At 64.0% G+C, this 21,477-nt stretch carries 17 protein-coding genes, 2 pseudogenes and 1 riboswitch; of the genes and pseudogenes, 11 read left to right on the top strand and 8 right to left on the bottom strand.

Annotated features, from left to right (window positions below; all coding sequences use genetic code 11):
* Positions 1–136: 136 nt before the first annotated feature.
* A riboswitch (glycine riboswitch) is annotated at positions 137–232 on the bottom strand.
* Positions 233–314: 82 nt separating this feature from the next.
* Positions 315–462 (bottom strand): annotated as a pseudogene (gene eutB / locus NG900_RS25810) (ethanolamine ammonia-lyase subunit EutB); the annotation flags it as partial.
* 236 nt (positions 463–698) lie between these two features.
* Here eutB and NG900_RS25815 point away from each other — a divergent pair.
* Entirely contained in the window at positions 699–1,169 is a 471-nt protein-coding gene (locus NG900_RS25815; RefSeq protein WP_252685134.1) for a phosphate-starvation-inducible protein PsiE, read from the top strand.
* Positions 1,170–1,422: 253 nt separating this feature from the next.
* Entirely contained in the window at positions 1,423–2,847 is a 1,425-nt protein-coding gene (locus NG900_RS25820) for an aminotransferase-like domain-containing protein (protein ID WP_252685136.1), read from the top strand.
* 24 nt (positions 2,848–2,871) lie between these two features.
* Here NG900_RS25820 and moaD read toward each other — a convergent pair whose 3' ends face one another.
* From moaD to fdhD, 3 genes are read right to left on the bottom strand one after another with little or no spacing between them, the layout of a single operon-like run.
* Entirely contained in the window at positions 2,872–3,129 is a 258-nt protein-coding gene (gene moaD, locus NG900_RS25825; protein ID WP_252685138.1) for a molybdopterin converting factor subunit 1, read from the bottom strand.
* Positions 3,130–3,137: 8 nt separating this feature from the next.
* The gene (locus NG900_RS25830) at positions 3,138–3,692 is read right to left on the bottom strand and encodes a molybdenum cofactor biosynthesis protein MoaE (protein WP_252685140.1); all 555 of its coding nucleotides are present in this window, start codon (positions 3,690–3,692) and stop codon (positions 3,138–3,140) included.
* Between the two features lie 26 nt (positions 3,693–3,718).
* A complete protein-coding gene (gene fdhD / locus NG900_RS25835; protein ID WP_252685142.1) occupies positions 3,719–4,591 on the bottom strand; it encodes a formate dehydrogenase accessory sulfurtransferase FdhD in 873 nt (290 codons plus the stop codon).
* 326 nt (positions 4,592–4,917) lie between these two features.
* Here fdhD and NG900_RS25840 point away from each other — a divergent pair, with 326 nt between their 5' ends.
* From NG900_RS25840 to chrA, 7 genes and pseudogenes are all read left to right on the top strand, one after another.
* Positions 4,918–6,306, top strand: a complete 1,389-nt coding sequence (locus NG900_RS25840; protein WP_252685144.1) for a cytochrome ubiquinol oxidase subunit I — start codon at positions 4,918–4,920, stop codon at positions 6,304–6,306.
* A 4-nt stretch (positions 6,307–6,310) separates the two neighbouring features.
* Complete coding sequence (gene cydB, locus NG900_RS25845; protein ID WP_252685146.1) at positions 6,311–7,324, top strand: cytochrome d ubiquinol oxidase subunit II; 1,014 nt, start codon at positions 6,311–6,313, stop codon at positions 7,322–7,324.
* Between the two features lie 48 nt (positions 7,325–7,372).
* Positions 7,373–8,293, top strand: a complete 921-nt coding sequence (locus tag NG900_RS25850; RefSeq protein ID WP_252685148.1) for a bestrophin family protein — start codon at positions 7,373–7,375, stop codon at positions 8,291–8,293.
* Positions 8,294–8,345: 52 nt separating this feature from the next.
* Positions 8,346–9,287: pseudogene (locus NG900_RS25855) on the top strand (Dyp-type peroxidase); the annotation flags it as partial.
* A 318-nt stretch (positions 9,288–9,605) separates the two neighbouring features.
* On the top strand, positions 9,606–12,341 hold the full coding sequence (locus NG900_RS25860; RefSeq protein ID WP_252685150.1) for an ATP-dependent Clp protease ATP-binding subunit: 2,736 nt from the start codon (positions 9,606–9,608) through the stop codon (positions 12,339–12,341).
* A gap of 101 nt (positions 12,342–12,442) precedes the next feature.
* Positions 12,443–14,719 carry an FdhF/YdeP family oxidoreductase gene (locus tag NG900_RS25865; RefSeq protein WP_252685152.1) on the top strand — a complete coding sequence of 759 codons (2,277 nt, stop codon included), beginning with the start codon at positions 12,443–12,445 and terminating at the stop codon, positions 14,717–14,719.
* Between the two features lie 86 nt (positions 14,720–14,805).
* Positions 14,806–16,041 (top strand): chromate efflux transporter, encoded by a 1,236-nt coding sequence (gene chrA, locus NG900_RS25870; protein ID WP_252685154.1) that lies wholly within the window; start codon positions 14,806–14,808, stop codon positions 16,039–16,041.
* 10 nt (positions 16,042–16,051) lie between these two features.
* On the opposite strand, the gene NG900_RS25875 is transcribed toward chrA, so the two are convergent.
* The 3 genes from NG900_RS25875 to NG900_RS25885 are packed head-to-tail and all read right to left on the bottom strand — an operon-like array spanning position 16,052 to position 17,578.
* The gene (locus NG900_RS25875) at positions 16,052–16,747 is read right to left on the bottom strand and encodes an aquaporin (RefSeq protein WP_252685156.1); all 696 of its coding nucleotides are present in this window, start codon (positions 16,745–16,747) and stop codon (positions 16,052–16,054) included.
* Between the two features lie 5 nt (positions 16,748–16,752).
* A complete protein-coding gene (locus tag NG900_RS25880) occupies positions 16,753–17,247 on the bottom strand; it encodes an arsenate reductase ArsC (protein ID WP_252685158.1) in 495 nt (164 codons plus the stop codon).
* Positions 17,248–17,254: 7 nt separating this feature from the next.
* Positions 17,255–17,578 (bottom strand): ArsR/SmtB family transcription factor, encoded by a 324-nt coding sequence (locus tag NG900_RS25885; RefSeq protein WP_252685160.1) that lies wholly within the window; start codon positions 17,576–17,578, stop codon positions 17,255–17,257.
* 188 nt (positions 17,579–17,766) lie between these two features.
* Here NG900_RS25885 and NG900_RS25890 point away from each other — a divergent pair, with 188 nt between their 5' ends.
* Entirely contained in the window at positions 17,767–20,184 is a 2,418-nt protein-coding gene (locus NG900_RS25890; protein WP_252685162.1) for an arylsulfatase, read from the top strand.
* 43 nt (positions 20,185–20,227) lie between these two features.
* Complete coding sequence (locus NG900_RS25895; protein WP_420804185.1) at positions 20,228–21,145, top strand: formylglycine-generating enzyme family protein; 918 nt, start codon at positions 20,228–20,230, stop codon at positions 21,143–21,145.
* A 140-nt stretch (positions 21,146–21,285) separates the two neighbouring features.
* On the opposite strand, the gene NG900_RS25900 is transcribed toward NG900_RS25895, so the two are convergent.
* Positions 21,286–21,477, bottom strand: a 192-nt coding sequence (locus NG900_RS25900; RefSeq protein WP_252685166.1) for a hypothetical protein, incomplete at its 5' end; no start/stop codon positions are given.

Raw genomic sequence — 21,477 nt, forward strand, 5'->3', positions numbered from 1 at the left:
ATGGAGTGGTGTCATGACCGGACGATCCGGCCGGCTCACCCCATCTGTCTTGGGACCTGAGAGCTTGGGCACCCGCTGCGCTGGTGCCTTCCCCTTCGGTGGGCGTGCGTGATGCGCGCCTCTCTCCAGATTCGCAGTCGACGCCACAGTCCTTTTGCCTGAGAGTTTCCGGGGTGGTTGCTCCATCGGCGCCGGGCGGTCGTTTCAGCCCGGTCTCTCCTGCGGCGTGTTGCGGCTGTCGTTGGTGCGCCAGCCGCGCCTGCGTGCTGCCGGTGAGGGCAGCGGCAGGCAGTGTGTCACGGGTTGTGATGTTCGGCAAGCCGGGTAACCACGCGCTCGCCCTCGCTGGCGGCGGCGAGCCCTGCCAAGTCATCGCCGGAGCGCGCCGGGCTGCCTTCGCCAGCAACGTCTTCAGATCGTTGAAGACATGGCGCTGTGCGCCACGGTGTGGGCGAAGTGCATGATGGGATACGCGCAGAAGAGGGCATTGATGACGATGTCTATCCCGTCACTTTAGTTGCCGTTGTGCTGATGGCCGTCGCGCCAGCCTGATGGCAATGCCGTTATTGGAGCGCTGTACAACGGCGTAACCGATTGGCCTGTACTTCGCGCAGATCAGGCGAGCTGTGTCTATCGCTGGGTGTCCTGCACGATACGCTGCAAGGCAGGTTTCACTCTCGCGTGTGCCGCGCCTGCCCATGAAGACCCCGCACTTGCCGCCGCTCGTGGCCCGTCGCATTCGCCGCAGTTTCGACCGTTTCCTGAATGCCGCCGAACTCGCCGGCCTGGTCCTCATCGGGTTGGCCACTGCCTTTGCCATGGGGCAGGAGGCTTGGAAGGTGGTCCTCACCGGCGATGTCTCGCTGACCGATCTGCTGCTGATGTTCCTCTATCTGGAGGTGCTGGCCATGAACGTGCGGTACCTGCGCCAGGGGCATCTTCCGGTCCGGTTTCCGCTGTACATCGCCATGGCATCGCTGGCGCGAGACCTGATCCTGCGCGGCGTCACCGACAGCCCCACGCACATGCTGATGACGACGGTCGGCATCGTCCTGCTGGCCGTCGGGGTGCTGGTGCTGCGTTTCGGCCAGCATCGCTATCCCATGTCCGACGATGAGGCAGACGAGCTGTCCGCCAGCGATTCTTCTGAAACGCCGCCGAAAATATGATCCATAAACCGCAGAACTCGATCGAAATACAGTTGGCAATCAGTTCAGAGTTCGCGTAAAACTGTACTCTTCCATGCGGTTGTGATGTGTGCTCATAACGGGCGGCACTGTGCCTTTACGCTTCCCACATCGAATACACATGTGGCCGATTCCACCCCCTTGAGGGTCGGACAGGCCGCCAAGGGAGCACAGTCGTGGGCCACATCAGACGGAGTACAGACGCGCGCGGCGGACAGCCACAGGGGAGCGCCCGATGAAACTCTATGAAAAGTTCGCGGACGATCTCGAAAAGCTGATCCGGCAAGGGGTCTACCGGCATGGGGATCGCATTCCTTCCGTGCGCCAGGCCAGCCAGCAGCACCGCATCAGCATCACGACCGTGCTGCACGCCTACCTGCTGCTGGAAAGCCGGGGCCTGCTGGTAAGCCGGCCGCAATCGGGCTACTTCGTGAACCTGCAGCGCGGCAGCGGCGAGCTGCCCATGCGCGAGCTGCAGCCGTCCAAGCCGATGGCGATTTCGTCGTCGGTGGACGTCAGCCGGCTGGTGCTCTCGACGTTGCGCTCGATCGGCTCGCACGACGCTGTGCCGCTGGGCTCGCCGTACCCGGACCCGGCGCTGTTTCCGTTCGAAAAGCTCAATCGCTACGCCTATACGGCTGGGCGCGAGAAGGGGCTCTGGGGTGTCACGGGTGCGCTGCCGCCCGGGCATCCGCGGCTCGTGCGCCAGATCGCCCGCCGCTACCTGGAAAACGGCCTGTCGGTCGACCCAAACGAGATCATCGTCACGGTGGGCGCGACTGAGGCCATCAACCTGTGCCTCCAGGCGGTTGCCAAGCCGGGTGATGTGATTGCGGTGGAGTCGCCCACGTTCTACGCCATGCTCCACGCTATCGAGCGGATGGGGATGAAGGCGATCGAGGTGGCAACGGATCCGGAGTACGGCATCGACATCGCGGCGCTGGCCGCGATCGTGAAGTCGCAGCCGATTGCAGCCTGCATGGTGATGCCCAACTTCCAGAACCCGCTGGGTTTCCAGATGCCCGATGAGCGCAAGCGCGAGCTGGTGGAATTTCTCACGCGGATGGACATTCCCGTGATTGAGAACGGCGTCTACAACGAGCTGTATTACGGCAACGCGCACCCGAGCAGCCTGAAGTCTTACGACAAGAAGGGGATCGTGCTGCATTGCTCGTCGTTCTCGAAAAGCCTGACCGCCGCGTACCGGATCGGCTGGGCGCTGCCAGGGCGTTATCGCGACCAGGTCGAGAAGCTCAAGTTTCTGAACACGCTCACCACGCCGTCCATCCCGCAGCTGGCGATCGCCGAGTATCTGGAGCACGACGGCTACGAGCATCACCTGCGGCGCATTCGCAAGGCCTATGCGCAGCAGGCCAACCTGATGCGGGCGATGGTCTCGCGTTTCTTTCCCGCGGGCACGCGCATGTCGAGCCCCGCGGGCGGATACGTGCTGTGGGTCGAGCTGCCGCCCAAGGTGGATGCGATGCGCCTGTATCAACTGGCGCTGGAGCGCGGCATCACCATCGGGCCTGGCTACATGTTCTCGATTTCCGATGCGTACCGGAACTACATCCGCCTCAACTACAGCAGCACATGGACGAACGAAATCGAGCAGGCGGTGATCACGGTCGGCAAGCTTGTCGCCCTGTGTGACCGATGAACGCCGCCACGTGCCGGCGGCGTGTCAGCCGCCGGTGACGGGCGGAAAGAACGCGACCTCGCAATCCTCGCGCACAACGAACGAGCCGTCGACGATTTCCTTATTGACGGCGGCCCGGACCGGCCTGCCGATGCGCAGCGCTTCGGCCGACTGCGCGTTTCTCGCGGCGAGGCTGGCGCGCAGCGCATCGACGGACAGCTCGGCGGCGTCGATGTCGATCGTTTCTTGCGCCGTGCCCAGATGCTCGCGGATGCTGGCGAAATACTTGATGGTGAGTTTCATGGCCGCGGTCATCCCCACCGCTTCATGGCTTGTTCGTCGCCGGTCTTGGCTTCGACCCATTCCGATGCGCCGCTGCGCACGATTTCCTTTTTCCAGAACGGTGCATGCGTCTTGAGAAAATCCATCAGGAACTCGCAGGCATCGAAAGCGGACGCGCGATGCGGGGCCGCCACGGCAACCAGCACCACGGGGTTACCCAGCGCAATGCGGCCCACACGGTGGACGACCTTCACGGCTTCCACCTGCCATCGGGCGGCGGCTTCTTCGATCAGGCTCCAGAGCGTCTGCTCGGTCATGCCGGGGTAGTGTTCCAGCTCAAGCGCGACCACCTCGTCGAGGTCTCCGGACTCGCGCACGACGCCGACAAAGTTCACGACCGCACCGACTTTCGGGTTGCGCATGATCGGTTCGATTTCGGCTTGCACGTCGATCGGCTCGTATTGCAGGCGCACCTCGAAGCCGGCCGTGATGTTCAGCTTCCGGTCGATGAGCGGTGCCGTTGGATCGTCAGTGGCTTCGCCGTGTTCGGGGGCGGTGTCGGCCTGGTCTCGGGTAGGTGTCATCGCTATGCTCCATGAGCGTTGCCGCATCAGTGGGAAACGCAGCACGCCATCTCGGGCGCCGGGGTGTGAGCCGGCGCTTCGGCGCTGGGCGAGGTGTACTCGACAAAGCCGCTTCCACGGCAAAAGCCGAGGAGCCGGATGCCGGCCTGCTGTGCAATCTGAATCGCAAGCGAGGTGGGAGCGGAGATGGTCGCGATCATGGGAATCTGCATGCGCGCGGCCTTGCGGACCAGTTCATAGCTGGCGCGGCTGGAGAGGAAGACGAACCCCGTGCGGGGGTCGATGCGCTTGCGGGCGAGCTGGCCGATCAGCTTGTCGAGTGCGTTGTGGCGGCCGACGTCTTCAAACACGTGGAGCACGGCGCCATCACGCGAGCACCATGCCGCGGCATGAATGCCGCCGGTCTGGAGCATCAGCACCTGATGCTCGGGCAGCTCGCGCGCGGCACGCTCCACCGCGTCGGCCGGAATATCGTTTGCAATGCCTGCGTGCTCGAGGCGTGTTGGCTGCAGGTCCAGCAGCTCGATGCTTTCGATGCCGCAGACGCCGCAACCGGAGCGCCCGGCCAGCGCGCGGCGCTTGACCTTGAGTGTCATGAACGCCTGCTGCGAGACGGTGAGCTGTACCTCGGCACTGGTGGGCAGCAGCACGGTTTCGATGTCGAAGACATCCGAGGCGCGCTCGACGATGCCCTCGCTGAGCGCAAAGCCCAGCGCAAACGCTTCCAGGTCGATGGGGGTCGCCATCATCACGGCATGCGAGATGCCGTTGAAGACGAGCGCGACCGGCAGTTCTTCAACGACCTGATCGGTGGTCGATACGGGCGCACCGTTCCGATGACGGATTACCTCGCGCGGCACGCTGCCGGTGTGGTCGGAAGGCGTGAAGCATGGCTGCATGGCGTTTCTCTTGGCTGCGCATGGACCTCCAAGGTTAGGCAGGTTATCGCGCGGCCGTGAGGCACACATTCCCCGAGTTGGTCAGAGCACAGTTGCAGGGCGCGAGCGCCTGCGCGCGGCCATGCCAACGGCCATGTCAACCGCCCGATTGCGCATGAGCAGAGCACAGTTCACGTCGGATTGCCCTCGCGTGTGCGCTTTTCATGCACACCTTGCAGAAGTTGCGCGAAGCACAGTTTGGGCGCGTCGAGAATTGATTGCGGGCGACATGGGCGCACGGTACCGTCACCCACAAATTATTGTTGGCACTCGGGGCCCTAGACATCATGGAAATCTTCGATGCACTCCACCTCGCAAGGTTGCAGTTTGCGTTCACGGTGTCCTTCCATATCGTGTTTCCTGCCATCAGCATCGGTATGGCCAGCTTTCTTGCCGTACTGGAATGGCGCTGGCTGCTGACGGGGGACAAGGCTTACAAGACCATGTTCCAGTTCTGGTCGAAGATCTTCGCCATCGGCTTCGGCATGGGCGTGGTGTCGGGCGTGGTGATGGCCTATGAGTTTGGCACCAACTGGAGCGGCTTCTCGCAGGTGGCGGGCAACATCACCGGGCCGCTGCTGCACTACGAGGTGCTGACCGCGTTCTTCCTGGAGGCAGGGTTTCTCGGCATCGTGCTGTTCGGCTGGGAGCGCGTCAGCCCGCGTGCGCACTTCTTTGCCACGCTGATGGTGGCGCTGGGCACGCTGATCTCTACGTTCTGGATTCTGGCCTCGAACAGCTTCATGCAGACGCCGCAAGGGTTCGCCATCGAGAACGGCCGCATCGTGCCGGTTGACTGGCTGAAGGTGGTGTTCAACCCGTCGTTCCCGTATCGGCTGGCGCATATGACCATTGCCGCGTTCATTGTTGCCGGGTTCATGATCGCAGCCTGCGGGGCATGGCACCTGCTGCGCGGCCGGCGCGACGAGCCGGTCAAGCGCAGCTTCTCGATGGCGCTGTGGCTCATGCTGCTGCTCGCGCCCATCCAGATCTTCATTGGCGATGCGCATGGCCTGAACACCCGCGAATACCAGCCCGCGAAGATCGCCGCAATCGAAGGCCTTTGGGAGACCGAGAAGGGCGGTACCGCGCTCAACCTGTTCGGCCTGCCCGACATGGAAGCCGAGGTGACGCGCTATGCGGTACAGGTGCCGCATCTGGGCAGCCTGATCCTGACGCACAGCTGGGACGGCGAGATCCGCGGCCTGAAGGAATTCCCGAAGGCAGAGCGCCCTTACTCGCCGATCGTGTTCTGGTCGTTCCGGCTCATGGCGGGGCTGGGCATGCTGATGCTGCTGACGGCCGTGCTCGGGCTGCTGCTGAGAAAGGGTGGCCGCCTGTATGAGGCCCGCTGGTTCCAGCGCTTTGTCCTGTGCATGGGGCCGTCCGGACTGATCGCCCTGCTTGCCGGCTGGGTGACAACCGAGGTGGGCCGCCAGCCCTGGACGGTCTACGGCGTGCTGCGCACCGAAGACTCGGTGTCGCCTGTCAGCGCGCAGCTTGCTGGCGTGTCATTGCTGATCTTCGTCATCGTGTACTTCGCCGTGTTCGGGATGGGCGTCTATTACATGCTCAAGCTCATGCGTCGCGGGCCCGTCGAGGCCGACGCGCACGGTGAATCGCGCAAGCATCCGGAGTTGCACAACCGCGCCTTGGACGCGCTGCAAGGGGAGTAAAGCCATGCAAATCGATCTGCCTGTCATTTGGGCCGGGATCATCGGGTTCGGTGTCTTTCTGTACGTGATGCTGGACGGGTTCGACCTGGGCATCGGCCTGCTGTTTCCGTTCTTTGAATCCAAGGCCCACCGGCAAGTCATGATGAATACGGTGGCGCCCGTGTGGGACGGCAACGAGACCTTTCTCGTGCTGGGCGGCGCCGGGCTGTATGGTGCGTTTCCGGTGGTGTATTCGACCCTGCTGCCGGCCAACTACCTGCCGTTGATCCTGATGGTGGTGGGGCTGATCTTCCGCGGTGCGGCGTTCGAACTGCGAGCCAAGGCGCGCCGTACGCAGAACCTGTGGGATCTCGCATTCATTTGCGGTTCGGCGCTGGCGGCGTTCTGCCAGGGCATCGTGCTCGGCTCGCTGCTGCAGGGCATCAAGATTGCCGATGGCCGCTTTGTGGGCGGTGCATTCGACTGGCTGTCGCCGTTCAGCCTGTTCTGCGGATTCGGCGTGATGTTCACCTACGCGATGCTCGGTTGCGGCTGGCTCATCATGAAGACAGAGGGCCACCTGCAGCACGAGATGCGCCTGCTGATGCGTCCGCTCACGGGGATTCTGCTCGCCATCATGGCAGTGGTCAGCCTGTGGACGGTGATCGGGCTGCCGTCGGTTGCACATCGCTGGTTTGGCAGCGGCAATCTCATCTGGTTTCTCCCAGTGCCGATTCTGGTGGTGGCGTGCGTCTGGGGCATTTTTTCCACTACCCGGCGCGCGCATCACCATGCGACACCATTCCTCCTGTCGCTGGCACTGGTCTTTCTTGGGTACACCGGCCTGGTCATCAGCATCTGGCCGAACATCGTGCCGCCGTCGCTCACCATCTGGCAGGCCTCGTCGAGCCATTCGAGCCAGCTGTTCGCGCTGGTCGGCACCGTCATCGTGCTGCCCATCATCCTGGTCTACAACGCGATGCAGTACCGCGTTTTCCGGGGCAAGGTCCGCGAGGGCGATCCGGGCTATCACCACTGACCACAGCCCTTTCACCATCCAATATTTCCAGGGGAATGACCAAGCATCATGATTGTGCGGCCGCGCGAGAACTGGTTCCGCATGCTGTTCGTCTGGAACGGCTCGGTGCTGCAGTCCATCATTCCGCAACTGATGTTCATGGCGGTCTTCAGCAGCCTGGCCGTCGTGACGCAGGGGCGCATCCTGGGCGAGAAGATTCCGCTCAATACGGCGCCGTTCACGCTGTTCGGCTTCGCGCTGGCGATCTTCCTGGCGTTCCGGAACAACGCCAGCTATGCCCGGTTTGACGAGGCGCGGCACCTGTGGGGCAATCTGCTGATTGCCTCACGCGCGCTGACCTCGCAGGTGCTGTGCTACCTGCCGGCTGGCGCGGAAAAGGCCGAGCGCATTCAAGCGGCCAACACGCTGATTGCGTTCGTCTATGCGCTCAAGCATCAGCTGCGCAAGACCGATCCAACGCCGGACCTTACACGCCTGCTGGGTGAGGAACGGGCTGAAGCGCTGCGGCACAAGCACTACCGGCCGGCGGCCATCCTCAACGACCTTCGCGCCGGCCTCGTGCGGCTGCAAGGGGAAACACCGGGCTCGGATACGACGCGCTGGATGGTCGATGCGCAGCTCAATGAAATGGGCAAGACGTTGGGCGGCTGCGAGCGCATCGCTTCCACCCCGATCCCGTTTGCGTACGGCGTGCTGCTGCACCGCACCGCGTATGCGTACTGCATGCTGCTGCCCTTCGGCCTGGTGGATTCCACGGAGTTCTTCACGCCACTGCTGTGCGTGTTCATCTCATACACGCTCATTGCGCTGGAGGCGATTGCCAATGAAGTGGCGGAGCCGTTCAGCACGGCGCCGAATGCGCTTGCGCTGGACGCCATTGCGCGCACCATCGAACGGTCTGTGCTGGAACTGTGCGATCTTGAGGTGCCGCCGGAAGTCCTGCCTGAACGGCCTTATCAACTCACGTGAGGTGGGTTCTGGTACGCTCGCAGCCGTTCCGATTGCCATGGATGCCACTCAGATGCCTACCCAGAATCCCGAACCCCAAGCGGTTGCCGCGCCAATCACACGCAGCGCCATCTTCATCGTCGCCACGCTCAACGAAGGCACTCAGCACGCCGACACCGTGCGCGCGTGGTGTGGGGATGTCGCGGCGCTCGTCCGCTCGGTGGGCAAGCGCGCGCCAGGCGGCGACCTGAGCTGCGTGTGCGGCTTCAGTTCAGGTGCGTGGGATACGTTGTTCGGTGCTCCGCGTCCGGCTGCGCTGCATCCGTTCCGCGTGTTCGGCTCGGGCGACCGTGTTGCCGTTTCGACACCGGGCGACCTGCTGCTGCATATCCGCGCCGAGCAGATGGATCTCTGCTTCGAACTGGCAACCCAACTGGTCGGCCGGCTCGGCGATGCCGTCAAGGTGGTCGACGAGGTGCACGGCTTCCGCTACTTCGACCAGCGCGCCATGATCGGCTTTGTTGACGGCACCGAAAACCCGGAAGGGGAAGAGGCCGTCGATTTCACCGTCATCGGCAGCGAAGACGCCGAGTTCGCGGGTGGCAGCTACGTACTGGTGCAGAAATACCTGCACGACATGAACGGCTGGAACGCGCTCACCGTCGAGCAGCAGGAACGCATCATCGGGCGCACGAAGCTCTCCGACATCGAGCTGGAAGAGGGCGTGAAGCCGTCGTGGTCGCACAGCGCGCTGACGACGCTCGAAGAGGATGGCAAGGAGATCAAGATCCTGCGCGACAACATGCCCTTCGGCAAGCCGGGCATGGGCGAGTTCGGCACGTATTTCATCGGCTATGCGCGCTCTCCGGCTCCAATCGAACAGATGCTGGAGAACATGTTCGTCGGCAAGCCGCCCGGCAACTACGACAAGCTGCTCGACTACAGCCGCGCCGTCACGGGCAGTTTGTTTTTCGTGCCTTCCGCGGAACTGCTGGAAGCCCTCGCCGAGCGCGCCCCCGCTCGCTGAACCCGCCATCTACCTTGCACAGAACCCGCTTGCCGGCGGTTTTGCCGGCAAGCATCTGTGCTCCCCACATAACGTGGTGACCACGCAGCATCCCGCGTGAGATCAGCACCATCCACCCCCTATGACGACACAGTGACAGCGCCGATGTGCTGTACGGATGTCTGGGGCCGGCAACTGTATCTTGGAGAGCAAAAGTCGATCAGCTAACTTAAGCACACAGGCCCGGACGGCGCCATCTGCGTGGAATCTTCGCGATTCCTAGGCAGGCGTGCCGGGGCGCCCACCCTGCTTGGAGGTTGCTGCATCGTGTCTACTCTCTGCGATATCTGCAATGCCCGGCCCGCCGTTGCGCGCGTCGCTGTGGTGCAAGACGGCGAACGCAAGTCGATCTCGATTTGCGACTACCACTATCGCCAACTGATGCGGCATCAGAGCATGCTCAATCCGTTCGACTCGCTGTTGGGCGGCGGTGGGCTCTCGCGCTTCTTTGACGAGCTGGGGCATGACGGCGAACACGAAACCGGCTTCGCCGCCGAGGTGCCGCGCGAATCGGTGGATGCCACCGACGCCTTCAGCGAACAGACCCTCGACTTGCTGCAGCGCGCCGCCGAGAAGGCGCACGAACTGCACCGGCGAGAACTGGATACCGAGCACGTGCTGTACGTGCTGGCCGACACCGATGTCTGCGCCGCGCTGCTCAAGGAGCTCAAGCTCTCGCCGGATGACATCAAGCGCTATATCGACGAGCACGCCAAGACCGGCACCGATGACGATGTATCCGTCGATAAGATGACGGTGTCGCCGCGCTTGAAGAAGGCGTTTCAGCGCGCGTTTCAGGCCTCGCGTGATCTGGGGCACTCCTATGTCGGGCCGGAGCACCTGCTCATCGGCCTTGCTGCGGTGCCGGAAAGTATCGCGGGCGCGCTGCTCAAGAAGTACGGCGTGACGCCCGAGGCCCTGCGACAGAAGGTCGTGAAGGTGGTGGGCAAAGGCGCGGAAGATGGTCGCGTGGAAACGCCCAGCGGCACACCCACGCTCGACAAGTTCGGGCGCGATCTCACGGCGATGGCCCGGCAGGGCAAGCTCGACCCGGTGCTTGGGCGCGCACAGGAAATTGAAAACGCCATTGAAGTGCTGGCGCGGCGCAAGAAGAACAACCCGGTGCTGATTGGCGAGCCCGGCGTTGGCAAGACAGCCATTGTGGAAGGGCTGGCGCAGCGCATCGTCAACGGCGACGTGCCGGAAGTGCTGCGTGGCAAGCGGCTGGTGGAAGTCAACATCAACTCGATGGTGGCGGGTGCGAAGTACCGCGGCGAGTTCGAAGAGCGCGCCAAGCAGTTGATTGACGAGGTCACCGCCAAGCAGAGCGAACTGATCCTGTTCATCGACGAGCTGCACACCATTGTCGGAGCAGGGCAGGGCGGCGGCGAGGGCGGACTGGACATCGCCAACGTGCTCAAGCCGGCGCTTGCGCGTGGCGAATTGAGCCTGATCGGTGCCACCACGCTTAACGAATACCAGAAACACATCGAGAAGGACGCTGCGCTCGAGCGCCGCTTCCAGCCCGTGCTCGTGCCGGAGCCCAGCGTTGAGCAGACCATCGTCATCCTGCGCGGCCTGCGCGACAGCCTGGAGGCACACCACCAGGTGACCTTTGCTGACGATGCCTTCGTGGCCGCCGCCGAGTTTGCCGACCGTTACATCACCTCGCGCTTCCTGCCCGACAAGGCCATCGACCTGATTGACCAGGCAGCCGCGCGTGTGCGCATCGGGGCCACCTCGCGCCCGGTCGAGATTCAGGAAGGCGAGGCGGAAATCGCCCAGCTCAAGCGTGAGCAGGACTATGCAACGTCGCGCAAGCGCTTTGACGAAGCCAAGCAGTTTGAAGAGCAGATCAACGCCAAGCAGAACGCGCTCGACGAGAAGATGGAGGCCTGGCAACGCAAGACCGGTTCCGAAACGCTGGAGGTGACGGTGGCGGCCGTGGCTGAGGTGGTGTCGCGTCTGACGGGCATTCCGGTGTCGGAACTCACGCAGGAAGAGCGCCAGAAGCTGCTGAAGATGGAAGAGCGGCTCCGCGATCGCGTGGTCGGCCAGGAAGATGCGGTGGTGGCGGTCAGCGATGCGGTGCGGCTCTCGCGCGCCGGGCTTGGCCAGACACACCGGCCGATCGCCACGTTCCTGTTCCTCGGCCCAACGGGCGTCGGCAAGACCGAGCTGGCAAAGGCGCTGGCCGAAACCGTGTTTGGCGACGAGCAGTCGATCATCCGTATCGACATGTCGGAATACATGGAGCGCCACGCGGTCGCACGCCTGATCGGTGCGCCTCCGGGCTACGTCGGTTACGACGAGGGCGGCCAGTTGACCGAACGCGTGCGGCGCCGCCCGTACAGCGTGATCCTGCTCGACGAAATCGAGAAGGCGCACCCCGATGTCTACAACGTGCTGCTGCAGGTGTTTGACGACGGTCGCCTGACCGACGGCAAGGGCCGCGTGGTGGACTTCAGCAACACCATCCTGATCGCCACCAGCAACCTCGGTGCGTCGATCATCATGGACAACCTCGAGCAGCCCGAAGACAAGCGCAAGACCGACAAGGCGCTGCGCGATGCGTTGATGCAGGTGCTGAAGGGGCACTTCCGCCCCGAGTTCCTGAACCGCATCGACGAAGTGATCGTCTTCAATGCGTTGTCGAAGGAGAACATCCGCGCCATCGTGCAGATCCAGCTCGATCGGGTGATGCGCACGGCGGCGGCGCAGGACATCACGCTCAAGTTTGGCGAGCCGCTGGTCGAGCACCTGGTGGAAGCCGGCTACCAGCCCGAGTTTGGGGCGCGCGAGCTCAAGCGCCAGGTGCGCCAGACCATCGAAACGCGGCTGGCCAAGGAGATCCTGGGCGATGCGCTGAAGTCCGGCGACACCGTTGAAGTCGACTATGACAAGGCGAGCGACGAGGTCAAGTTCAACAAGCTCGAGGCACCGCCGGCGACAGAGAAGAAGACGGCCAAGCGCACCAAGCGCGCCGCTGAATCGGAGGTCTGACGCCGCCGCGCCACCCGTTTCACCTCAACCCCTGGCCGCATCGCGGCATCACTCACTACTAACGCAAGCCCCCAACTCTGATTGGGGCAATGGAGAGTCACATGGCAAATCGACGCGAAGTTCCCGGCATCCGGCCCTATGACGGCCCGGCCGGAGGCTGGGGCGCGCTGCGGGCGACGGCACAGGCTGTCCATGATCAGATGGACAAGTTCCAGGCGCCGATCACGCTGCTGCGGACCAACCAGCCCACCGGCTTCGATTGCCCGGGCTGTGCCTGGCCCGACAAGGAGCACCGCTCCACCTTTCAGTTCTGCGAAAACGGTGCCAAGGCCGTGACGTGGGAAGCGACGAACAAGCGCGTGCCGCCCGAGTTCTTCGCCAACACCACGGTCACCGAACTGCTCACGTGGTCCGACTATCAGCTGGAAGACCAGGGGCGGCTCACGCATCCATTGGTCTATGACCGCGAGAAAGACACTTTCCGCGCCGTGGAGTGGGAAGACGCCTTCGCCCGCATCGGCGAGATCCTGCGCGGGCTGCACCCCGACGAGGTGGAGTTCTACACCTCGGGCCGGGCGTCGAACGAGGCAGCGTATCTGTACCAGCTCTTCGCGCGGGAATACGGCACCAACAACTTCCCCGACTGCTCGAACATGTGCCACGAGCCGACCAGCGTGGGCTTGCCGCAGTCGATCGGCATCGGCAAAGGCACGGTCTCGCTGGACGATTTCGAGCAGTGCGAGCTGATCATCTCCATCGGCCACAACCCCGGCACCAATCACCCGCGCATGATGGGGACGCTGCACGAGGCATCCCGCCGCAACGTGCCGATCATCGTGTTCAACCCGCTGCGCGAGCGCGCGCTGGAGCGCTTTGCCGATCCGCAGAACTTCCTGGAGATGGCCACCTACGGCTCGACCCGCATCGCCTCGACGTACTACCAGGTGGACGGCGGCGGCGATGCGGCGGCGCTGATCGGCATCATGAAGGCGCTGCTGGCGATGGAAGCCACGCAAGGCGACGTGCTGGACCGCGACTTCATCGCAGAACACACGCAGGGCTTCGACGCATTTGCCGCCGAACTCGAAGCGGCCACGTGGGCCGACATCGAGAAGGCCAGCGGCCTCACCCGCGCCGAGCTGGAAGACGTTGCCGCGGCTTACGCCAAATCGAACGCCACCATCATCACCTACGGCATGGGCGTGACGCAGCACAACAAGGGCACCGCCAATGTGCGCCTGATTGCCAATCTGCTACTGATGCGCGGCAACTTCGGCAAGCCCGGCGCCGGCATCTGTCCGCTGCGTGGCCATTCCAACGTGCAGGGCAACCGCACTGTGGGCATTACCGAAAAGCCGTCGGCCAGCTTCCTGCAGAACATCGAGAACGTCTTCGGCTTCAAGCCGCCCGCGGAACACGGGCACGACGCCGTCAATGCCATGCAGGCCATGATCGACGGCAAATCCAAGGCGCTGCTTTGCCTGGGCGGTAACTTTGCCGTGGCGCTGCCCGATCCTGAGGTGAGTTTCCCTGCCATGGGCAAGCTTGACCTGAGCGTGCATATCGGGACCAAGCTCAATCGCTCGCATCTGCTGGTGGCCAAGGAAACGTATGTGTTCCCCTGTCTGGGCCGGACGGAGCTGGACATGCAGGCCGGCGGCGCGCAGTCGATCACGGTGGAAGATTCGATGTCGATGGTGCATGCCTCGGCGGGCAAGCTCACGCCGGCCTCCGAGCACCTGCGTTCCGAGCCTGCCATCGTTGCCGGCATGGCCCGCGCGACGTTGCCCAACAGCAAGGTGCCCTGGATGGACCTCATTGCCGACTACGACAAGGTCCGCGACCTGATCGAAAAGACTATCCCCGGCTTTGAGAACTTCAACGAGCGCATCCGTAAGCCCGGCGGCTTCCGCTTGCCGCTGCCCCCCACCGAGCGCCAGTGGCCCACGCCCACCGGCAAGGCGATGTTCTCGGTGTACGGCGGCGTGCAGGAAGACGCCGATGTCCTGGGCGGCGAGCACGTCCTGCGCCTGATCACGCTGCGCAGCCACGACCAGTACAACACGACCATCTACGCCCTTGATGACCGTTATCGCGGCGTGTTTGGGCGGCGCGATGTGCTGTTCATGAATGAGGCCGACATGGCTGCACGCGGGCTCGAGCACGGGGATCTGGTGGACATCGAGACCATCGTCGATGGCCGCAAGATGCGCCTGGAGAAGATCACCGCCATCGCCTACAGCATTGCGCGCGGCTCCGTGGGTGCGTACTACCCGGAGGCCAACGTGCTGGTGCCGCTGCATTACATCGACAAGGAAAGCGGCACGCCGTCGTACAAGTCGGTGCCGGTGCGGGTGTTGCGTTCCGAGGGGGCTTGATGCGCCATTGCTGATGCCTGCTCTGCTGCGATGTTCTAATACAGGCTTTCCCAACGCCGGTATTTGGCAGAGCAAGGCATCAGTTGATGACAGCCATCTCGACTTCGTCCGAAGCAAGACGCACAGGCTCAGCGCTGGAAGTGCTGGCCGTGTTCCTCAAGCTGGGCCTGACCAGTTTCGGCGGGCCCGTTGCGCATATCGGCTACTTCCGCCGCGAGTTCGTGGAGCGCCGCCGTTGGCTGGACGATGCCACGTTCACCGACCTGGTCGGGCTATGCCAGTTTCTGCCTGGGCCTGCTAGCAGCCAGGTGGGATTTTCCGTCGGCCTGCTTCGTGCCGGATGGCTCGGCGGGCTTGCGGCCTGGTGTGGTTTCACGCTGCCCTCTGTGTTCCTGCTGCTGGCTTTCGCGATGCTCGCGCCGAGCCTGGGCGGCCCCATCGGTAGCGGCTTGATCCACGGGTTGAAGCTGATGGCCGTGGCGGTGGTGGCGCAGGCCGTGTGGGATATGGCGCGCAAGCTTTGTCCCGACGCCCAGCGGGCCGCCATCGCGTTGATCGGTATTGCAATCCTCAGCGTGCTGACTACCGTGTATGCCCAGCTCATCGTCATCGTGCTTGGCGCTTTGCTGGGATGGGTATTGTGCCGGTCGCCTCTGCCGGGCAGCGGTAGCACTGCGGCAGGGCAGGGGCATGCGTTCCGGATGTCTCGTGCGGCCAGTGCGGTCAGCCTGGTGCTCTTCTGCGTGTTGCTCTTCGGGCTGCCGGTGTTGGCTGATCTATATCCATGGCTGCCGGCCAAAGTCTTCGACGCGTTCTATCGGTCGGGGGCGCTGGTCTTTGGCGGCGGCCATGTCGTGCTGCCGTTGCTGGAGCAGCAGACGGTTGCCACCGGCTGGGTGGCGCCGAGCGATTTCCTGGCCGGCTACGGTGCGGCGCAGGCGGTTCCCGGGCCGCTGTTCACGTTTGCTGCATTTCTGGGCTGGACGATCGGCCCAGGGCTCGACCATGGGGTCGGTGCGGCGCTCGCCACGGTGGGTATCTTCCTGCCGGGCCTGCTGCTGGTGATCGCAGCGCTGCCTTACTGGCAGGCATTGCGCGCCCGGCCATCCATGGCGGCGGTGCTGGCCGGCGTGAATGCTGCGGTCGTCGGGTTGCTGGCATTTGCGCTCTACTCGCCGGTCTGGACGAGCGCCGTGCATTCCGGGCGCGATTTCGCCATCGCCGCCATCGCCTTCCTGCTGCTGACACGCTGGAAGACTCCGCCGCTGGCCGTGGTGGCGCTCTGCGCTGTGGCAGGCATCGCAGGAGTCGCGCTGGGTTGATTGCGGCGGCCTAGTGCTCGCCCGAAGACTCGATCACGTTGGGATGCCCGCCCCCGGCGCCACGGGATTCGAGCAGGCGATACAGCAGCAGCCCAAGTGCAGCGCCCGCGCATTCGGCCAGCACGAAGCCAGGCAGGCTGGATGGCGCAATCCCCGCGAAGCTGTTGCTGAACATCCGCCCGAGCGCCGCCGCTGGATTGGCGAATGATGTGGAGGCCGTAAACCAGTACGCCGCGCCGATGTACGCCGCCACCATCGTCGAAGCACGGCCGTTGGGCGCCCGCAGGATCACCAGCAGCAGGCCGGCGGTCGCTACCGTCTCGGCAATCCACTGCCCCGGTCCGCTGCGCGCTTTGGTGGAAAGCTGCAGGATGGACAGGTCGAACATGGCATGTGCCAGCCAGGCACCGAGCACCGCGCCCACCAGCTGCGCCGCGACGTAGGGCAGCAATGCCGATCCGGGCAGCTCACCCCTTACGGTCATCACCGCGCTCACCACCGGGTTGAAATGCGCGCCGCTGATCGGCCCGAACATTTCGATCAGCACATACAGCCCGCCAACTGTGGCTGCGGTATTGGCCAGCAGCGCAATGGCGACGTTTCCGCCAGCAAGCCGCTCGGCCATGATGCCGGAGCCGATGACGACGGCCAGCAGCAACGCCGTACCAAGTCCTTCGGCCAGAAGCCGGTGTCGCAAAGGAGTCATGGTGTTCAACTGCGCGCGATGCGCTCAAGCGAGTCCCGCAGCTCGGCGTTGTTCAGTGTGTCGAGCGGCAGCATCAGCAGTTGCAGCATGCGGTAGCCGATGGCCTCGCGTGTCAGCTCGAACGCTTGGCGCTTGCCCTCGTCGCCGCCGGGTGCGTTGGAGGGGTCTGCATAGCCCCAGTGCACCTGGACGGGGCTGCCCGGCCAGTACGGGCATCGCTCGGCGGCCGCGCTATCGCAGACGGTAATGACGATGCGCATCTGCGGGGCGCCGTCGGCGGTGAATGTGTCCCAGCTCTTGCTGTGGTACCCGGTGGTATCGACGCCGGCATTTTCCAAGGCCTCCAGCGCAAACGGGTTGAGGCGGCCGCTGGGCGCGCTGCCTGCGCTGTGGGCGCGTACGTCCTTGCCGAGCTTCTGTGCCCAGTGGTTGAGCATCCCTTCGCTCAATACGCTGCGCGCGGAGTTGTGGGTGCAGAGGATCAAGACATGTGTGGTCATGGCGCGTTCAGCATTGGCAACCGGTGGTACTGGCGTCGAGGCAGGGCTCGCCCTGGCAGCAGTTTTCAGTCAGAAAGTTCAGCAGCCCGTTCATGTGGTCGAACGCTGCGCGGTAGATCAGGTTACGGCCGTCGCGCTCCTGCGTTACAAGCCCGGCGTGCATGAGCTCCTTCAGGTGGAACGACAAGGTCGCGCCCGGCACGTCCAACTGCTCGGCAATCGCCCCTGGCGTCAGCCCAGCAACGCCGGCGGCCACGAGCATGCGAAAGACACGCAGGCGCACCACATGCGCGAGAGCGGCCAAGGATTGGATAGCGGTAGTTTCTTCCATATTTCCAATATATTCGAAATATGGTTTGGGGAGCAACCGTGTGAACTCTGTCTTTGCCGCGTCTTGCGGGCTGGGGGCATCGGGTCCAACCCTGAATTGTCAAAAACTCAACATTCGGCACGGGCGAGCCTCGGCATGATCCCGCCTACGTTTGTCATGCCCGATGCAAGAAGATTGAGGAGCCCGTTGTGAAAGCACGTCGTCCGACCAACAACCAGCGCGCGCGCCGCGTGCGTGCCGCGCTGACTGCCATTGCGACGCTGATGCCGCTGGTGTTCGGCACCCCGTTGCGCGCGCAGCAGGTGCCACCCCTCGCGCGCGATGTTCTGCCCATCCCGCCGGCGCCGTTCAAGGGCCGCATCGAGCCGAACGCATCCGCCTCGGTACCGGACTGGCCGCAACGCGTGCAGGCACCGGCTGGTGCGCCCAACGTGCTGCTCATCATGACGGATGACATGGGGTTCGGCAGTTCCTCCGTCTTCGGCGGCCCGGTGCCCACGCCTGCGCTGGAACAGTTGGCCAGCGACGGCGTGCGTTACAACAATTTCTATACGACGGCGATGTGCTCGGCGACCCGCGCCGCGCTGCTGACGGGGCGCAACCACCACGAGGTGTCGGCGGGGGCCATTACCGACATGTCGACGGGTTTTCCGGGCTACAACTCGGCCATTCCGCGTTCGGCGGCCACCATCGCTGAAGTGCTGAAGGACAACGGCTACAACACGGCGATGTTCGGCAAGCACCACAACATCCCGAGTTGGGAAGCCACGCCGACCGGCCCGTTCGATCACTGGCCCACGGGCCTGGGCTTCGAATATTTCTACGGCTTCATCATCGGCGATACCAATCAGTGGTATCCGCGCCTGTACCGCAACACCCTCAGCGCCGACACGCCAAAGCTCAGCGACGTCACGCTGGACCACATGCTGGTGGACGACGCGATCCACTGGATCCACCAGCAGAAGGCTTCCGCGCCCGACAAGCCGTTCTTCGCCTACCTTGCCACCGGTACCGGCCACGCGCCGCACCAGGCGCCCAAGGCGTGGATCGACCGCTTCAAGGGCCGCTTCGACCAGGGCTGGGACGCGCTGCGCGAAGAAACCTTTGCGCGGCAGAAGGCGCAGGGCATCATTCCTGCCGATGCGGTGCTGACGCCGCGCCCGGCTGAATTGCCGGCCTGGTTGTCGCTCAGCCCCACGCAGCAACGGCTGTACGCGCGCTACATGGAAGTGTTTGCCGGCATGGCCGCCTACCAGGACGCGCAGATCGGCCGCCTGCTGGGCGAGCTCAAGCGCATGGGGCAGCTCGACAAGACGCTGGTCATCATGGTCCACGGCGACAACGGCGCCAGCGGCGAGGGCGGCCCCAACGGCACGCTCAATGAAGTGGGCCACTTCATCAACGGCCTGCACCGCAGCCCCGAAGATGAGGCACGTCACATTGATGAGATGGGTGGACCCAAAAGCTATCCGCTGTATCCGGCCGCGTGGGCCTGGGCGCTCGACACGCCGTTCCAGTGGACCAAGCAGATCGCGTCGCACCTGGGTGGCATCCGCAATGGCCTGATCATCCGGTGGCCGGGCCACACCAACGACAGCGCCACGCTGCGCACACAGTTTGCGCATGCGATCGACATCATGCCGACCGTGCTCGAGGCCGCGGGCGTGCCGCCGCCGCAGAGCGTCAACGGCGTCAAGCAGCAGCTCCTTGAAGGCAAGAGCCTGGAGTACGCCTTCGAGAACGCACACGCCCCCGAGCCGCCGCGCACGCAGTATTTCGAGATGCTGGGCAATCGTGCCATCTATAAGGACGGTTGGATCGCCAACACCATTCCGCAGCGCATGCCGTGGGAATTCGGTGCGGCCAGCAAGAACACCTACGGCGACTACAAGTGGCAGCTCTACGACCTGGGGCACGACTTCAGCCAGGCGCATGACGTGGCCGCGCAGTACCCCGAGAAGCTCAAGGAAATGCAGGAGCTCTTCCTCGCCGAGGCCAAGCGCAATCAGGTGCTGCCGCTGGACGACCGCCTGAATGTCGAGCGTGCAACGGCCGCCAGCCAGCACTACGACAAGCTTGGCACCCACTTCGAGTACTGGGGCAAGCAACTGAGCATCAGCAAGGAAACAGCGCCCAACTTCATGGGCCGCTCCTTCAGCGTCGAAGCCCAGGTCAACCTGCCTGACGGCCACGTAACGGGCCCGATCCTGGCGCGCGGCAGCTGGTTTGGCGGCTGGGGCTTCTATTTGAAGGACGGCAAGCCCACCGCGTTGGCGGCACGCTCCGAATGGGCGCAGGACCAGTCCAAGATCGTTGCCGACAAGGCGCTGCCGGCCGGCACGTCCATTGTCCGGTTCGATTTCACCTATGACGGTGGCGGCCTGCTCAAGGGCGGCGTGCTGTGCATCACGGTCAACGGCGTCCGCGCCAACTGCGGGCGCGTCACGTCCACCCCCAACGTGGACGCAGGCCAGGGCGAGACGCTCGACATCGGGCAGGACACGGGCGCCCCCATGACCGACGATTACGCCCAAACCGCCGTGTTCCCTGGGGACATTCTCAAGGTCACGGTCGACGTCGCGCTGCCCGCCCAGGCCGGCAAGTAAGATGGGCCTGCGCATCATGTTCGCCATCACACTTGCACGCCCCATGAAGACTGCCTCGTCAGCCAGACCCGCCATGTGTTGGATTCCGGGCGGCCCGTTCACCATGGGGTCCGACCGTCACTACCCGGACGAAGCACCCGCCAGAAACGCGCGCGTGGCAGGCTTCTGGATGGACGAAACGCCGGTGACGAACGCGCAGTTCCAGGCGTTCGTCAATGCGACCGACTACGTGACGTTCGCCGAGATCGCGCCATCGCCCGCTGACTACCCCGGTGCCGATCCCGCGCTGCTGTATGCGGGCTCCGCCGTATTCGTCGCCCCGCCTGGCCCGGTGCCGCTCAATGATCCGACGCGCTGGTGGCGCCACACGCGCGATGCCTGCTGGCACCGTCCGCTCGGCGCCGGGAGTTCCATTGACGGGCTCCAAGACCACCCGGTGGTCCACGTCACCTACGCCGACGCCAGCGCCTATGCGCGCTGGGCCGGCAAGCGCCTGCCGACCGAAGCCGAATGGGAATTCGCCGCCAAGGCCGGCCGTGACGCCGCTGAATACGCCTGGGGCCATGAGTTCGAGCCCGGTGGCCAGCCCCAGGCCAACTACTGGCACGGCGAGTTTCCCTGGCAGGACCTCAAGCAGATCAAGGGCGTGCGCACCACACCCGTACGCAGCTACTCCGCCAATGCCTTCGGCCTCTACGACATGATCGGCAACGTGTGGGAACTGACGGAGGACTGGTACCAGGCCAACCCTGCGGCGCAAGCTACCGCGCGCTGCTGTACTGCCGGCAGCCGTAGCGCAGCCGGGCAATTGAAAGTCATGAAGGGCGGCTCCCACCTCTGTGCTCCTAACTACTGCCGCCGCTATCGTCCGGCAGCGCGGTATCCGCAAACGCTCGATACGTCGACGTCGCACGTGGGCTTCCGGTGTGTGGCGGATGCCGACACCGCCGTCAATCAATAACAGCGAGCGGATAGGCGATCAGCGATGGAAGTTGTTTTTTGCCGTGCTGTAACGCCGCGCGCATCTTGGTCTCCGCGCGCGCTCGATGCGGTTTTTTGCAGGTCCGGATAGAAAGGGCTTGCACAGTTCGAAAAACTCCCCTAGTATTCGCCCCTCGCTGCAAACGACAGCGCCGAAACGAAAGCGACGGTGGGGTTGTTGAGGTGGTGGAGAAGTAGGAGTGGAGCGGGTTTGCGGGTTGTTGAGTGGTTGGCGACGGTCTGCGGTTGCGGTGAAGTTAGCGACGCGTTGAACGATAAAAATTCTTCAGCAAGTTGTTGACAGCGACGAAA

Source organism: Ralstonia soli, from assembly GCF_023955655.1.
In the GTDB taxonomy this organism is placed as follows: Bacteria; Pseudomonadota; Gammaproteobacteria; order Burkholderiales; family Burkholderiaceae; genus Ralstonia; species Ralstonia soli.